Annotated in this window: 15 protein-coding genes; 2 read left to right on the top strand and 13 right to left on the bottom strand. The window is 50.7% G+C overall.

Annotated elements, in window-relative coordinates:
* Positions 1-93 precede the first annotated feature (93 nt).
* The 13 genes from hisA to E1963_RS00220 form a co-directional block, all read right to left on the bottom strand.
* Positions 94-864, bottom strand: a complete 771-nt coding sequence (gene hisA, locus E1963_RS00280; RefSeq protein WP_132273802.1) for a phosphoribosylformimino-5-aminoimidazole carboxamide ribotide isomerase — start codon at positions 862-864, stop codon at positions 94-96.
* 9 nt (positions 865-873) lie between these two features.
* Complete coding sequence (locus tag E1963_RS00275; RefSeq protein ID WP_132273799.1) at positions 874-2,106, bottom strand: phenylacetate--CoA ligase family protein; 1,233 nt, start codon at positions 2,104-2,106, stop codon at positions 874-876.
* Positions 2,107-2,152: 46 nt separating this feature from the next.
* Entirely contained in the window at positions 2,153-2,737 is a 585-nt protein-coding gene (locus E1963_RS00270) for an indolepyruvate oxidoreductase subunit beta (protein WP_132273796.1), read from the bottom strand.
* The gene (gene iorA, locus E1963_RS00265; RefSeq protein WP_132273793.1) at positions 2,730-4,544 is read right to left on the bottom strand and encodes an indolepyruvate ferredoxin oxidoreductase subunit alpha; all 1,815 of its coding nucleotides are present in this window, start codon (positions 4,542-4,544) and stop codon (positions 2,730-2,732) included. The genes E1963_RS00270 and iorA overlap by 8 nt, the downstream gene beginning before the upstream one ends.
* 171 nt (positions 4,545-4,715) lie before the next feature.
* Positions 4,716-5,069, bottom strand: coding sequence for a hypothetical protein (locus E1963_RS00260; RefSeq protein WP_132273790.1), 354 nt, complete (start codon positions 5,067-5,069; stop codon positions 4,716-4,718).
* Positions 5,070-5,175: 106 nt separating this feature from the next.
* Positions 5,176-7,128 (bottom strand): fructose-1,6-bisphosphatase, encoded by a 1,953-nt coding sequence (locus tag E1963_RS00255; protein WP_132273787.1) that lies wholly within the window; start codon positions 7,126-7,128, stop codon positions 5,176-5,178.
* A 17-nt stretch (positions 7,129-7,145) separates the two neighbouring features.
* Positions 7,146-7,904, bottom strand: coding sequence for a 4-hydroxy-tetrahydrodipicolinate reductase (dapB, locus tag E1963_RS00250; RefSeq protein ID WP_132273784.1), 759 nt, complete (start codon positions 7,902-7,904; stop codon positions 7,146-7,148).
* Between the two features lie 98 nt (positions 7,905-8,002).
* Positions 8,003-8,899: a 4-hydroxy-tetrahydrodipicolinate synthase gene (gene dapA / locus E1963_RS00245; RefSeq protein WP_049727417.1), complete on the bottom strand. Its 897-nt coding sequence runs from the start codon at positions 8,897-8,899 to the stop codon at positions 8,003-8,005.
* A gap of 106 nt (positions 8,900-9,005) precedes the next feature.
* Positions 9,006-9,635, bottom strand: coding sequence for a single-stranded DNA-binding protein (locus tag E1963_RS00240; RefSeq protein ID WP_049727416.1), 630 nt, complete (start codon positions 9,633-9,635; stop codon positions 9,006-9,008).
* A gap of 86 nt (positions 9,636-9,721) precedes the next feature.
* A complete protein-coding gene (locus E1963_RS00235) occupies positions 9,722-10,459 on the bottom strand; it encodes a DUF169 domain-containing protein (RefSeq protein WP_132273781.1) in 738 nt (245 codons plus the stop codon).
* Positions 10,460-10,475: 16 nt separating this feature from the next.
* The gene (locus E1963_RS00230) at positions 10,476-11,282 is read right to left on the bottom strand and encodes an energy-coupling factor transporter transmembrane component T family protein (RefSeq protein ID WP_132273778.1); all 807 of its coding nucleotides are present in this window, start codon (positions 11,280-11,282) and stop codon (positions 10,476-10,478) included.
* Positions 11,283-11,284: 2 nt separating this feature from the next.
* Positions 11,285-13,075 carry an ABC transporter ATP-binding protein gene (locus E1963_RS00225; RefSeq protein ID WP_132273775.1) on the bottom strand — a complete coding sequence of 597 codons (1,791 nt, stop codon included), beginning with the start codon at positions 13,073-13,075 and terminating at the stop codon, positions 11,285-11,287.
* A 5-nt stretch (positions 13,076-13,080) separates the two neighbouring features.
* Positions 13,081-13,641 (bottom strand): ECF transporter S component, encoded by a 561-nt coding sequence (locus tag E1963_RS00220; RefSeq protein WP_132273772.1) that lies wholly within the window; start codon positions 13,639-13,641, stop codon positions 13,081-13,083.
* Between the two features lie 211 nt (positions 13,642-13,852).
* Between E1963_RS00220 and typA the strand changes: the two genes are divergently transcribed.
* Complete coding sequence (gene typA / locus E1963_RS00215; protein WP_132273769.1) at positions 13,853-15,676, top strand: translational GTPase TypA; 1,824 nt, start codon at positions 13,853-13,855, stop codon at positions 15,674-15,676.
* Positions 15,676-16,569 (top strand): phosphatase PAP2 family protein, encoded by an 894-nt coding sequence (locus E1963_RS00210; RefSeq protein WP_132273766.1) that lies wholly within the window; start codon positions 15,676-15,678, stop codon positions 16,567-16,569. Before typA ends, E1963_RS00210 begins: the two co-directional genes overlap by 1 nt.
* Positions 16,570-16,623: the final 54 nt, after the last annotated feature.

Raw genomic sequence — 16,623 nt, 5'->3', positions numbered from 1 at the left:
CTTGTCCGTAAATTTACTCTATCCCTCATTCTAGCACTATACAAACTCCAATTCAACCCGTTTATAAAGAGTTCACAAACTGTTAATTACTCGTCATCTGTATTGCTTCACCGTGTCATACGGCACAGTTCCGCCGAACAGATCCAGGGCGCTTCCTATCGTAAAGTCCACGCCGCCGCCCGACACCTCCCGGAAATGCTCCAGATCCTCAAGGCTTCCGATGCCCCCCGCATATGTCACCGGAATTCCCTTAAAGCTCCCAAGCATACGTACAAGCCCTTCTTCCATACCGGAAACACGTCCTTCCACGTCCACCCCGTGCACAAGAAATTCATCGCAGTACCCGGCTATCTCATCCAGAACGCAGGGCGTCAGTTCCACGTCCGTGAACTTCTGCCACCGGTCTGTCACGATATAATATGCCCCGTCCTTCCTGCGGCAGCTCAAATCGATGACCACATGTTCCCTGCCTGCGGCACGTTCCAGTTCCCGGAGCCGCTCCCACCGCACCGCGCCGTCCCGGAACACATAGGACGTTACGATGACATGGCTCGCTCCATGCGCGATATAATCCTTTGCGTTCTTCGCTGTGACGCCGCCCCCGATCTGCAGGCCTTCCGGATAAGCGGACAGAGCCTCAAGCGCCTGTGCCCTGGTCTCCCCGTAATATTCCGACGACACGGGGTTCAGGAGTATGACATGGCCTCCCTTAAGCCCGTCTCTTTTATACAGGTCTGCATAATACGCCGCCCCACATGCGGAGGAGAAGTTCTCCCTGGCGCGGTCCTGGTCGTCTGTCAGGCTTCCGCCTATAATCTGCTTCACTTTGCCGTTATGTATATCGATACATGGTCGAAAACGCATCTCATCCTCCTAATACCGGTTGTCGAATATTCTCGTCGACTTCTTCTCGCTGCGTGGAAGGTCGCCGATTGCCACCGGTTTCACATTCGTAGTGATTCCTATCTTCTCTTTGAATTCCTTCTGGATTACCTTTGCGGCTTCTTTGAGCTCCACGCCTCCATTCACTTCCACGAACAGCGTACACACGTCTTTGCCGTTCAGATGGTCGAGCATGAACTGGTACTCGCTGGATGCCTCCTTGACGCCTTTGAGCATATCCTCGATCTGGCTCGGGAAGATATTCACGCCTTTGACCTTCACCATATCATCCGTACGCCCGATCAGCGTGTCGATTCTCGGATATCTGGAACCGCACGGACAGTCGCCCGGAATGAACCTCGTCAGGTCATGGGTGCGGTAGCGGATGAGCGGGGCTCCCTGCTTGCGCAGCGTCGTGATGACGAGCTCTCCTATCTCTCCGTCCGGTACATTCTTCCCTGTCTTTGGATCCACGATTTCAAAATATACATAATCATCCCAGTAATGCATGCCGCACTCACAGTCGCAGCTCATGGCGATACCGGGACCATACACCTCGGTAAGCCCGTATATGTCATAGAGCTGCACGCCGAGCTCATCGGCAATCCGCTTCCTCATCTTCTCTCCCCACCGCTCGGAACCGATGACGCCTTTCTTAAGGTATATCTTGTCTGTCATATCTCTTTTCGCGATCTCCTCCGCCAGAAGCAGCGCATATGAGGAAGTGGCGCACAGTACGGTGGACTTCATATCACGCATCATACGGAGCTGCTTATCCGTATTGCCCGGCCCCATCGGAATCGCCATGGCTCCGAGCCATTCCGCACCGAGCTGGAAACCGATGCCTGCCGTCCACAGCCCGTATCCGGGCGTGATATGTATGCGGTCCAGCGCTGTGACGCCTGCCATCTCATAACATCTGGCAAACATCTTCGCCCAGTCGTCCACATCCTTCTGCGTATATGGGATGATTATGGGCGTTCCCGTCGTCCCCGAAGAAGAGTGGATCCTTACGATCTCTTCATCCGGCACCGCCTGAAGGCCAAGGGGATACGCCTCCCTGAGGTCGCCTTTCCAGGTGAACGGGAGCGTTTCAAAGTCTTCCTGCGACTGTACCGACGCTATGTCGATCCCGTCCAGCTTATCTTTATAGAAGCAAGGCTTGGAGGTCAATAATTTCAAGTTCTCCTTAATGAGCCTGAACTGTAATTCTGTCATCTGCATTTCTAAAACCCTTTCTCCGGTTATCCGGCCTTCGATGTTATCTCTCTCACTGAGCCGCCTCTGCCCCGAGAGACAGCGCTTTCATATTCATAGCAACGAACTGTGGCTTCACACGTTTCTGAAGCTCCGCCTGAATATCCTCCAGGGTGACATCCAGCACCCTGCTTGCGGCAGCCACGCCGAGAAGCGCCACGTTGATAACTTTCGCCGAGCCTGCTTTACTGCACAGTTCCGTGCCGTCCACGATACAGAGGCGGCTGACATGCTCTTTCAGATAGTACAGCATCTCTTTCCCGTCATAACTGCTGCCGCTCAACGTGGCAGTCACCGGCTTCACCGCCTTCTTATTGACGATGACCACGCCGCCTTCCCTCAGGTAAGGGAGGTTCCTCACAGCTTCCGCCGGTTCAAATGCCAGGATGACGTCCGCGCTCCCAAACGGAATGAGCGGAGAATGGATATGCTTTCCCATACGCACGTGGCTCACGACAGAGCCTCCCCTCTGCGCCATGCCGATCGTCTCGGTCGTGCGCACGTCAAGCCCTTTGTCCATGGCTGCATACGCTATCAGCTTGGAGGCAAGGACGACCCCCTGCCCTCCGACGCCGCAAAGCAGACAATTCTTATTCATCTTGATTCACCTCCTGAATCGCCTGGAACTTGCACACCTGGGCACAGATGCCGCAACCGGTGCAAAGAGACGTCTCTATCGATATCTTCCCGTCCGTCCTGACAATTGCCGGACAGCCGAGCTCACGGATGCACTGCCTGCACAGCGTACATGCTTCTTCCTTCACCTCATACCGTGCGGCCGGTTTTGTAACCGCAATACACGGAGACTTGAAGATAACCGCCCGCACTCCCTTTTCATCCATCACTTCCCTCACCGCGCCAACAGCTTCCGCCAGATTTAGCGGGTCTGCGTTTACAATCGTACTGACTCCGACTGCCTCCAGAATCTTTTCGATACTGATCTTGGCGACCACATCGCCCATCATCGTCTTTCCGGTCCCCGGGTGCGGCTGATGTCCCGTCATGGCCGTAGTAGAATTGTCCAGAACGACTAGTATGATGTCCGTCTGGTTATATACCGCATTCACCACGCCCGTCATCCCGGAGGCAAAGAAGGTCGAGTCGCCGATAAATGCAAAGTTTACCGTGTCAGGCTCGATAATATGCAGACCCTGTGCAATCGTCACATCCGCCCCCATGCACAGGCACGTGTCTACCATATCCAACGGCTTTGAATTGCCGAGCGTATAGCAGCCGATGTCTCCTGAAAACACGGCCTTCCGCCCTTTCGCCGCCTGCTTGACCGCATAGAAGGACGCGCGGTGCGGGCATCCTGCACAGAGGACAGGAGGCCTGACAGGGAGCGGCGGCGTTTCTTCCGGCCCGTCCGCGTCTCCTGCCGCCAGCTCCCCGTATTCAGGCAGGAACCTTCCCAGGTCCCCTCTCACGCTTTCAACGCTGTTTTCCCCCGCATTTTTCGTATCTTGGGTGAGCTTTCCTTTTATCGTTACCGGAAGGTGGTACTTGCCGGCAATCCGAAGCAGCTCCTTTTCAATGACAGGGTCAAGCTCCTCCAGGACGAGCACTTCCTCAAGCCCTCTCATAAAATTCACAGCCAGTGTCTCGGGAAAAGGATGCGGCGTGCCGATCTTCAGAAGCTTCACTTCCCCGGGCAGCGATTCCTTCACATAGGCATAGCTTATGCCGCCTGCCGCCACGCCCTTTTTCATGCCGTCCTTCCCCTCTACCGTATTGTATCTATAAGTAGAAAACAGGTGTGACAGTTCTACATTCCTCTCCTCAATCTTTATATGGTTCTGGTAGGACAGGCGGGGGAATATGACCCACCGCCCCGTATCCTTGACGAATCCTTCCGGCTCCCTCTCTGCCGCAGCTTCACCGAGATCCACCGTGGCGCAGCCGTGACAGACACGGGTCGTCGGGCGGAGCAGGACAGGGGTGCCGTATCGCTCAGAATACGCAAAGGCTTCCCCTACCATCTCGTATGCTTCCTCCGGAGATGACGGATCGAACACCGGCAGCTTGGCGAATGCCGCAAAGCACCTCGTGTCTTGTTCCGTCTGCGAGGATATGGGCCCGGGATCGTCCGCGGCCACGATGACCATACCTCCTTTTACACCGACGTATGCAAGGCTCATAAGTGGATCGGACGCAACGTTGAGCCCTACCTGCTTCATCGTAACCATCGTCCGCGCCCCCGCGTATGCGCCGCCTGCCGCTACCTCAAGCGCGGCCTTTTCATTGACGGACCACTCCACATGGATCCTGCCGCCGTCGTTATGTTTAGCTACGGTCTCCAGAATCTCCGTAGACGGCGTCCCCGGATAGCCGGATACAAGCTTTACGCCGGCGCGGATAGCCCCGAGGCCTATCGCTTCATTACCCATCAGCAATTCTTTCGCCATTATTATGTATCTCCTTTGGTATATATTTATAATTTTAAATTATATCATAATTCATATCGGAAACAAAGTTTTTTACCGATACGCCGCTTCGCCTGTTCTATTATATACGCCAGAAGGCGGACCTCCTCTTTGGCGGTCCGCCCCTGTCATGTCTTATTGGTATGCAGCTTCTTACTTGTTGCTGTCGTCTGCTTTGTTCTCTGATGCGTTACCTTTGACGTCTTTATCGTTCGCGTTCTTGTCTGTCATGTTCTTGTCACGGTTATCGTCACCGTTCAGACCGTCGGCGATATCGTCTGCGCCGTCTTTTACGTCGTCTCCGATTTCGTCTGCTACACCTTCATCACGTGTGCCGTCTGTCGCGTCATTCGTATTCGTGTCGTTGGCGTCGCCTGTATTGTCTCCTGTCGTCGTGTTGTTTGTAGCTCCGTTATCTGCAGCGTCCTTGTCGCTTCCGCATGCTGTTACCCCCATGATTACGCCTACACACATAAGCATCACTAATAATTTCTTGAACTGTTTCATGTCATAATCTCCCTTTCATGTATATTCATATTAAATCAAGTATTACTTGTTGCTAGTAATATTTGCAGTTAATAGAAATATATGCATCAGGGCAGGTGGGATTTTTTTACATTCTTTCGGCGATACGGCCGCTTCTGTATGCCTCCAGCAGCACTTCCAGATCCGCTATCTGTTCTTTCAGCTCTTTACCTACATCAGTATCGCCGACAATCTTCCGCTGTACGACACGTTTGACAATCGTACTGTCAGAATGGATGTCGCTTTCTTTTTCGATAGCCGCGTCTGTAGACTCAAACGGCTCATGTGCCACGAGAATCAGGCCGTATGAGTTGTAGATTAGCGTATATCCGGCTATTCCGGTCTCTTTCTGATAAGCCCTGGAGAATCCTCCGTCTATGACAAGCACTTTTCCCCCGCATTTTACCGGGTTCTCTCCATCCTTTGACTTAACGGGCACGTGGCCGTTGATGATATGCGTGCCTTCCGGAGGGAGACCGAACTCTGCCAGTATCCTGTCTACGACTCTTACATCCTGCAGCATCGAATAATATGGATTTTTTTTCTCCCGGTGCGTCTCCTTGTCTGCCAGGAAATAGCGTTCGAAGGTCGCCATCTTATCCTTGCCGAACAGCGGGGAATTCTCGTGCAGCCAGATATACCACATGATATCCTTGCCCCGCTCTTTTTCTTTTTCGTCCAGCGCATAGAACCCTTTCCTCACATAGCTCTCCAGCACTTCATACAGGCTTCTGCCCTTGTATGACCTTCCGAAGATACGGACCGGCTTTAGCGTGCCGTCTTCTTTCAGCGGCACGCAGCCGTGGTACAGCAGATTGTTGTTATACACTTTATAAAGGCTGCCTTTATTCAGCAGGAAACGCATGTGCCGCTGCAGCTTTTCACAGTGAAGGAAGGCCTGCTCAAGCCGCTCCATGATATCTTCCTCTTCCTTCGTCAGCGCGTATGGACGCTTCGGGTCGATAGTCGGGAAGTTTGTATCGAGCAGTTCATATGTCTTGCCTTCTATCTCTATCGTTCCCTTATCATAGTCGATATGATGCAGAAGGTTCCTGTCATCCATCTTGAAGCTCGGATTTTTTTTCACGACCTGTCCTTCTACCTTAAACTGGATGATGGATATCGCCTTGTGCATCTTGATGTCCATCAGCATCTCGTTCGGGTTGTAATTCGGCTCCCCTTTCAGCTTAAAGCATCCGCACGCATCGTCCTCATATGTGTTCAGGGCAAATGTGGCAAGCGGCAGAAGATTGATTCCATATCCGTCTTCCAATATATCCAGATTGCCGTACCTTGCGCAGATGCGGATTACATTGGCGATACATCCTCTCTGCCCTGCAGCAGCCCCCATCCAGAGCACATCATGGTTGCCCCACTGGATGTCGACCGAATGGTGGTCCATCAGTTTGTCCATGATGATGTGCGGTCCCGGCCCCCGGTCATAGATGTCCCCGACGATATGCAGATGATCCACGGTAAGCCTCTGGATCAGCTCGCTCATGGCGACGATGAACTTCTCGGCCCTGCCCGTCCTGATGATCGTATTCACGATTGCATTGTAGTAAGATTCCTTATCCGTCACTTCCGCCTTCTCCGTAATCAGCTCCTCGATGACATAGGCGAAATCCTGCGGCAGCGCTTTGCGCACCTTGGAACGCGTATACTTGCTGGCAGCCCGTTTGCACACTTCGATGAGGCGGTACAGCGTAATCCGGTACCAGTCCTCCATGTTGCTCTCTTCCCGTTTTACCCGCTCCATCTTTTCCGCGGGGTAATAAATAAGAGTAGCAAAAGACTGCTTATCTCTGCTACTCATAGTATTCCCGAACACATCATCGATTTTACGGCGCACGGAACCAGAGCCGTTCTTAAGCACATGGGAAAACGCCTCATATTCCCCGTGGATATCCGTCAGAAAATGCTCTGTCCCCTTCGGAAGGTTCAAGATAGCCTGCAGATTGATAATTTCCGTCGACGCTTTTGCAATGGTTGGATAAAGTTCCGAAAGCCTTTCCAGATATCTTTCTTCTAACTCTTTCATAACGCCTCCCGTCTGCTTTACAGCACAACTACATCCGACATATCGTACCGTCCCGCCGGCTTCCCTGCCAGATACTTGGCGGCTTCTACCGCGCCCTTGCCAAAAATGGCTTTGGAGTATGCCGTATGCCTGAACTCTACCACCTCGTCTGCACCGGCAAAGATAATCTCGTGGTCGCCTACAATCGTACCACCTCTCACCGCCGAGATTCCAAGCTCTTTCTTATCCCTCATCTTACGCACCTGGCTTCTGTCGTATACATATGTATACGCATCGTCCATCGCCTCATTGATGGAATCTGCAAGCGCTATGGCTGTCCCGCTCGGAGCGTCGACCTTCTGGTTGTGGTGCCTCTCCACCAGCTCTACGTCAAAACCGGCGCCTGCAAGAACCTTTGCCGCATCCTTTACGAGCTTCAGAAGCAGGTTGATTCCCAGAGACATGTTGGCGGATTTGAGCACCGCTACCTTCTCCGACGCTTCTTCCACCTTCGAGAGCTGTTCTTGGGCCAGCCCTGTCGTACAGAGCACGACCGGCACCTTCCGGCCGGTGCAGTAGTCAAGCAGCGCGTCCGTCGCCCCTGCGTTGGAAAAGTCGATGACCACATCTGCCTCCACATCGCAGCTATCTATGCTCTCGAATACAGGATACGCATTTTCCCTCCCGGTATATGCATCAATTCCCGCAACAATTTCAATCCCTTCATCTTCACGGACAAGTCCTGTAATCACCTGGCCCATCCTGCCGTTGCACCCGTGCATTATCGCTCTGACCATCTTATAATCTCCTTTACTTACTATTAAAAAAAGGATATCATATCTGTCATGCAAACTCAACATATGATATCCTTTTCACATTCATTTACTATCTATGTTTACTGAACTACTTTGATTCCATAATCCTTCATCGCCTGTGCCAGCGTCTTCTCGTGTTCTGGCGTAAGTTCCGTGAGCGGCATACGGACCGGACCGCAGTCCATTCCCATAAGCTTCATCGCCCGCTTCACCGGAATCGGGTTCACTTCGCTGAACAGCTCGGCGGCAAGCGGAATTGCTTTCAGCTGAAGCCTCGCGCTTTCCTGCACATCCCCGCTTAAATATCTCTCACAGATATCGTGTGTCTGCTGTGGGGCGATATTGGACAGTACCGAGATGACACCTATCCCCCCCAGTGACATGAGCGGCACGATCTGGTCGTCATTGCCGGAATACAGGTCGATATTGCCGTCTGTCGCACACATGATCTTGGCAATCTGAGATATGTTTCCCGACGCTTCTTTAATGCCCACGATGTTATCTGTCTCTTTCACTAATGCTGCCACTGTGGCCGGCTCGATATTGCATCCCGTCCTGCTGGCAACGCTGTACATAATAATCGGTGTCCCCGATACAGCCTCCGCAACTGCCTTGTAATGAGCGATAAGCCCCGCCTGCGTAGCCTTGTTGTAATAAGGCGTCACAAGAAGCAGGCCGTCCGCCCCATAACAGGCTGCATCTTTTGACATATCTACCGCTGTCCTCGTACAGTTGGAGCCCGTCCCCGCAATGACCGGAATCCTGCCCTTTGTGCGTTCTATCGCGAACTTCACGCACTCCAGATGCTCTTCCTCTGTCATCGTGGCTGATTCCCCGGTAGTACCACATATTATAATACTATCTGTACCATTGTTACAGTGATAGTCAATTAACTCATCCAGTCTATCATAATTGATGCTTCCGTCTTCATTGAACGGTGTGACAACCGCCACCCCGGCACCTTTAAATATAGCCATATTAAACCTCCTGACCTTCACCAATATGTATTATTAAGATTCATAAAAATTTTATCATTAATACTAAAATATGTCAATGAAAGTCTCTTGTCCGGCTTGAATGCTCCTATTCGTCTACACATTCTAATTTGCTGACCGACACCTCGTAGGCGATGCGTTTCTGAGTCTCTGTCTCAGAAAGCTTTTTCACATATTCCCTGCTCTGGATCCTGCCGTTGACCTGCACGTGCTCTCCCACCTCAAAAGTAGACGCGAACCTGGCATTCCTGCCCCAGCATATGCATGGTATGTAATCTGACTTGCCGTACGGCCTGTTCACCGCCAGCAGGAGGTCTGCGATCTCTCTTCCAAGCGGAGTCTTTCTGTACACCGGCAGCTTACATATGTAACCATCCAGGAAGATGCTGTTCGTCTTCGCACCGTCCAGTTCTTCCTCTATAAAAGACACTTCTCTTACGAATACGGATAGCACAAGCCTGTTCTTTTGTTCATCGTGTCTGTTATAAGAGCGGAACTGTCCGCTTGCCATGACAAATTCCCCGGTATAGTCCTGGGTCACGTCGATGAGACGTTCTGATATCATGAGCGGAATCCGGTCCTCCGAGTTGCTGAGGCGCTTTACGAGCACATCCACCATGTAGAATCCTTCACCGAATACTTCATGGCTGAATGTGAATCCTCCTGCTACCTCTCCCATAATAGTTACCTGGTTGTTTTCAATAATCTTATCTGACATAATTTTACAATCTCCCTTCCTCTGAATCGTATTTCACGGTCACTATTTAGTCTATGAAGAGAGATTCTGATTTAGAACTTTTTTTTTTAATATTTTGTTGCCATTACCCCTTTTACTATATTTTCAAACTGATGGAACGGTATTCCAACAGCCATATCAGACTCCTTCCATCTGCAGAGCATTCTCGTACTTGGGCAGAGGACGCTGACGTTCATATTCCCAGTGATATATGGAACTGCGGTCACCTCGGAACACATGCCCTGCATAGCACCCATATCTATCTCCGGTTTTATCCCCGAATAATATTCATAGCCCTGGATAATCCTCATCGTCTGGTATGCGTTGACAATTCCGATTATGACATCGGGCTGCTCCGTACAATTTACGAATGGACGGACAACAATCCCATATGTAAGCGGCTGGTATGCATGCAGGCTTTTAATACTGTTTCTGAGCCTCCTTGCAGCTGCCGGAGAATCGTACAGGTTATATGAATAGTATTCTGTTCCGCTTTCAATTCTGTCCGTACTCTTTTCTAACGCAAGGGCAGTCGTTCCCCCGTCGCATTTGTGGTTCTCAAGTCTGGATTTGAACTCCATTCCTCTTATTGCCTTCTGAACCATGACGCAATATGGGGCCCCTCCTTTTATCTCTTGGACCTCACAGGCATCGTAAGCTTCTTTCGTAAAGAAAAACTGTACGCCAGCCAGCTGTTTTTCCAGTCCTACCGCCCCCTTCAAGTCATCAGCCAGTGCATTCATTTTCTCCTGCTCATATGCGTCGCGTGGAAGTCCATATGTTATCTTTTCACTTTTAAACGGCATCGTCTTTCATCTCCAATCATTTTATATTAAATCCAAAACTGAACCGGAACATGCCGGCATGTATCAATATACCTATCAACGCCACATATATCAGACATGTGCCGCCTGCGAAGAACCAGTCTGCCCTGTCTATTTGTGTCCTCTTATAATAGCTTCTGTCAATATCTGCGCCAAGCCCCCTGCTTTCCATAGCAGCCGCGACACGTTCTCCCCTTCTGGCGGCGCTGCACAACAACGGGAGCATAATGCGCAGTGGAGTGCCCAGGCGACGTAAAACTCCTTTGTCCCACTCAATTCCCCGAATCTCTTGTGCCAGTTTTATGTTCTCAATTTCCTCCTGCAGCGTAGGAAGAAAACGGTAGGCCGCCAGCGCGGCATAGCCGTGTACCGGAGACAGGCCCATCTGTAGGATGAGACTCAGCACAAGATCGTTCGGGTCTGTAGTAACGACAAACAGAAGCGACATGAGCGAAATGGATATGATCCTCATGCCAAGCGACAGTATGCTGACCAGATCATTGCTGCTCCAATGGAAGATCCATATATGCCAGGTATCTCCTCCTCCGTCCATTCCTTTCATAATCAGCATAAATACCATAAAGGCGATACCTATGCCGAGAAATACCCGCATTTTCTTCAGTATGATTCCAATAGGGATTTTTCCTCCAATGCACCCAAGCAACAGTGTCATCAGAAAGGTGCAGAGCGGCAGCGCAGGAAACAGTGACAGGCTGATCAGTATCGTGACAATAATTATCAGGCTTAACTTTATGATAGGATTTCTCCTGTGCAGGAAGGAATCTTTCCACTCATACGTAAACATGATCAGACCTCCTTTACACACCGAATCAGATAATCTGTCATCCGGCCTCTGCTGAAAAAAGATGGAATCTCTTCCACGTAACTGCGCAGTTCTCTTGAAAAGCTCAAGGAAGAAGGGATCTGAAGCTTTCCCTTTTTAACCGCGTCCATGTTATCAAATATATCTTCTGGGGGGCCGCAGAATTCTGTCTTTCCATCCGCAAGTACGATTACCTTATCTGCGTAGTCGGCCACAAGCGCCATATCGTGGGTAACAACGATAATCGTGACACCCTCCTTGTTAAGTTCACGCATCAATTCCATGAGTTCCCTTTGATTGTCATAGTCTTGACCATAGGTAGGCTCATCCAGTATCAGAACCTTCTGCCCTGTCAGCAGCATGGCCGCCACACTCAGCCTGCGCTTTTGTCCCTGGCTTAGGAGAAACGGGCTCTTTTCCCTTTCAGAATACAGATGGAACCTTTCCAGCATATCGGTTACCCGCTTTTCCTTCTCTGCCTCACCCATGCCTGACTTCTTCAGGCTGAACATCAGCTCATCATAAACTTTGTTCGTCACAAACTGATCCTCCGGATTCTGAAATACGAGGCCAAAATCACGATACAGCAATTTTTTGTCATAACCGTCCAGTTCTTTTCCACCCACCCGGAGAGATCCCTGATACGGAAAAAGCACCCGGAACAGCACTTTGAGGAATGTTGACTTGCCCGCTCCGTTAGCTCCTACGACGGCAACAAAATCTTTGCTTTCAATCCTTATATCAATACGCTTCAGCACAGCATCTTCCCTGCCCCGATATGCATAGCCGAGACCACATGCCTCCACCACCTTGTCCCCGGGCCGATGAACCGTACCGCTACACGTATCCACGGAAGAAAACACCGCCAGTTTCTGGAAAAGTCCTGCAAACTCGTCTATGGGCAAGATGGCTTCCCCTCTGCCCGCCAGCTGTCGTTCCCTAAAATCCACCACTTGGGGGACACGGTCCAGCGCGTTTATCCACTCCTTCACTATGAGATATTTCTCCGGGAGAAAGATATTGAGATTACGGAATTCAGGATTGTACACGAGGTTTCGGAGAACATGGGACGCGCTGCCTTCCAGACATACCTTGTTCTGACCGTCCAGCACGATTACATGTCCAGTCTTGTCAAGCAGCTGTTCCAGATTATGTTCCACGAGTATGATGGTCTTGCCATACCTATCCACCAGCTGCTTAAGAAGGGAGAACACTTCTGTCCTGCTTACTGCATCCAGGTTTGCCGTCGGCTCATCCAGTATGAGAATCTCAGACTGCATCACGAGGACGGATGCGATGGCAATCTTCTGCTTCTGCCCTCCCGACAAGCTTGTGAGCAGAGATTTGCGGAACGTCCCCATCCCTACCATGTCAAGCACTTCGTCAATGCGGCTGTCTATCTCGTCTCTTGGAGCATTCTCATTCTCCAGCCCAAACGCAAGCTCGTCCTCTACCGTAAATGTACAGAACTGAGTCTCCGGGTTCTGGAATACCATTCCCACGTATTGCACCATATCTTTCGTCTTCTTCTCCAGGATATCCTCTCCCCTAAACCATATATGTCCTTCAGCCTTTCCTTCATAAAAGTTAGGGACAATCCCGTTCAGCATATAGAGAAGCGTACTTTTCCCGCACCCGCTCGGTCCAAGCAGCAGATTGACCGTACCTTCCTCAAAATAACAGTTTAAGCCCTGCCATACCGGGGAATCATCCCCGTCATAGGCAAAGCTTACCTGTTCCATTTCAATTATTTTTTTATGTACCGACTGTTCCATAACAGCTATACCTGTGCACACTTAAAGCCGCGCAGCACCCCTGTCTTCTTAAGTCCTGCCGTAATGCCTTTTGTCAAAAGCATGCCGATGACAACTGCGCTGATAAGCCTTACGATTACAATACCTGTAAATGTTGCTGCCCCTAACGTGAGATAGCCGAATACTACACAGTCTCTTCCAAGCACACAGAGTGCGCCGAGCACAGCCCCCACTGTCATATTGACCATATTCCCCTCGTAGCGCTTATAGACTGCATAGCCGATTTCCATTCCAACTGCCTGCAGCGTACCTGCAAGAATAAGCTGGATTCCATAAGCACTGCCCATCAGCAGATTGACAAATGCTGTGACAAGCGCGCCGAACAATGCAAAGCCGGGCTTTCGGACGATATACATAGGCAGGGATGCAGACAGCAGATATATGCCGAACGTCAATTCCATGAAAACAGGCCCAAGCAGAGAGGACAGCGGCATATACAGATAATCCATAATCGTATATACGACACCTACCACTGCTGCAACCATTGCTACAATTACTACTTCTTTTGTCTTCCATTTAAGATTCATCTTCTTCCTCCTCTTTGGTACGTTATGACCGTTTTTCACTATATTATATCCTTATAAAAGTATCAATATTTTTGCTTATTCATAATTCCCATGTGTCATATAGGCAATATCTATAATCGATTGAGTACTTGTAAATTCTGCAGAATGTGGTAAACTAATAAAGTTGTATATAATAAATAGGTAGAAATCGTATAGGAAAAGGGAATTATTTATGAAGACAAAACGAGAAGATGTACGTAATATAGCCATTATCGCCCATGTCGATCATGGCAAGACGACTCTGGTAGATGAGCTGCTGAAACAAAGCGGCGTATTCCGGGAGAATCAGGAAGTAGAAGAACGTGTCATGGACTCTAATGACATCGAGCGGGAACGTGGAATTACCATCCTTTCTAAGAATACCGCCGTCTATTACAAAGGGACGAAAATCAATATCATCGACACCCCCGGACATGCCGACTTCGGAGGCGAGGTGGAGCGCGTGCTGAAGATGGTTAACGGTGTCGTCCTCGTAGTAGACGCCTTTGAAGGCGCCATGCCGCAGACGAAGTTCGTACTTAGAAAGGCGCTGGAATTAAAGCTCCCGGTTATTGTATGTATCAATAAAATCGACCGGCCGGAAGCGCGTCCGGAAGAAGTCATCGATGAAGTGCTGGAGCTCTTCATCGACCTGGACGCCGACGACGAGCAGCTTGACTGTCCGTTCGTCTATGCTTCCGCGAAGGCGGGTTATGCTCTCGTAGAACTGGACGACAGCCCGAAGAACATGCTTCCGCTCTTCGAGACGATACTGGACTATATTCCCGCGCCGGAGGGTGACCCGGATGCCGATACCCAGGTACTGATCAGCACGATCGACTACAATGAGTATGTAGGACGGATCGGTGTCGGCAAGGTAGACAATGGTACGATCGGCGTCAACCAGGACATGGTCGTCGTCAATGCTCATGACCCGGAACGGAAAGAGAAGGTACGTATCAGCAAATTATATGAATTTGACGGATTGAGCAAGGTAGATGTAAAAGAGGCTTCCGTAGGCTCTATCGTGGCTATCTCCGGCATCTCTAACATATCGATTGGAGATACGCTCTGTTCACCGGACAATCCGCAGGCTATTCCGTTCCAGAAGATATCGGAGCCGACCATCGCCATGCAGTTTATCGTAAACGACAGCCCATTCGCAGGACAGGAAGGCAAGTATGTAACATCCCGCCACCTCAGGGACAGGCTCTATAAAGAGCTGAATACAGACGTAAGCCTGCGCGTGGAAGAGTCCGACAGCACGGACAGCTTCAAGGTGTCCGGACGCGGCGAGCTCCACCTGTCGGTCCTTATCGAGAACATGCGGCGCGAAGGATATGAATTTGCAGTGAGCAAGGCGGAAGTCCTGTATAAAAAAGATGAGAACGGCAAGTTATTGGAACCGATGGAAGCTGCATATATTGATGTACCGGATGAATTTACCGGCGTCGTCATCGAAAAGCTCGGCCAGAGGAAAGGGGAGCTGCGCGGCATGGGAACGTCTAACGGGGGGTATACCCGACTGGAATTCTCCATCCCCGCACGCGGGCTTATCGGCTACCGGGGCGAATTTCTTACCGATACGAAGGGCAACGGCATATTGAATACGTCATTCGACGGCTACGCACCGTATAAAGGCGATATCCAGTACAGAAAGCAGGGCTCGCTCATCGCATTCGAGACAGGGGAATCCGTCACCTATGGGCTCTTCAGTGCCCAGGAGCGGGGGACGCTCTTTATCGGTCCCGGCGAAAAGGTATATTCCGGCATGGTTATCGGACAGAACGGCAAGGCGGAAGACATCGAGCTGAATGTCTGCCGGATGAAGCATCTGACCAACACCCGCTCTTCCGGAGCGGATGAAGCGCTCCGTCTGACATCGCCGAAGATTCTGAGCCTGGAGGAGGCCCTCGACTTCATCGATACCGATGAGCTTCTGGAGGTCACTCCTGAGAATCTCAGAATACGTAAAAAGATTTTAGATCCGAAAATGAGAAAAAGAGGAATAAAATAATGGCATTTTTAACGTTTCTGGAAGGCATGCGGACACCCTTCCTAGACAGGCTGATGCAGTTTATCACTTATTTTGGACAGGAAATCATCATCATAGCGGTTATCTGCGCCCTTTACTGGTGCGTGGATAAGCGCTTTGCTTATATGCTCGGCTTTACCTACTTCACGGCCGGGCTGCTCGTCCAAAGCCTGAAGATCACATTCCGCGTTCCGAGGCCGTGGGTGCTCGACCCCCAGTTCAAAGCTGTGGAAAGCGCCGTCCCCGGTGCCACGGGATATTCTTTTCCGAGCGGGCACACGCAGGGGGCTACCTGCCTGTTCTTCCCTCTTGCGCTTAAGGCAAGGAGAGCCTGGATCAAAGTATTCTGCGTACTTGCATTTATGCTGATCGGCTTCTCCAGAATGTACCTCGGCGTCCACACGCCGAAGGATGTCATCGTGTCGATGCTCATATCCATAACCGTCTCCGGCATTAACTGGCATTATCAAAGATTTTATCTGGACGGAACGCAGCATGTAAAGATGATTGCCGGTGTGCTGGCAGCCATATCGTTCGCCGTCGCCGCCTATGCACTAGTAATGAAGGGCAGGGGCACGATTGATATGAAATATGCGGCGGACTGCTGCAAAGCCGCCGGTGCCGGCCTTGGCTTCGCTCTCGGATACTATATAGAGCGGACCCGTCTTAAGTTCAGCACCCGCACAGGCCATTTCAGCAGCCAGGCCGTGAAGCTCATCGCCGGGCTTCTGCTGGCACTTGTCATCAAGGAAGTCTTTTCCCTTTTATCCGGGGCCTCCATCATCGCTAAGATGGCCGAGTATTTCGTGCTTGTCTTATGGGTGCTCGTCCTCTATCCTTATCTGTTCAGCAGATTAGGCAGGCGGCAGGTATAATCCCAATTATTAAGTCTTGGCAAATTCTCCGGGATAATTTATACTTGTACTGTA

This window comes from Extibacter muris (genome assembly GCF_004345005.1).
In the GTDB taxonomy this organism is placed as follows: Bacteria; Bacillota; Clostridia; order Lachnospirales; family Lachnospiraceae; genus Extibacter; species Extibacter muris.
The sequence above is the reverse complement of the archived record's forward strand: the minus strand, read 5'-3'. Positions and strand labels throughout refer to the sequence as shown.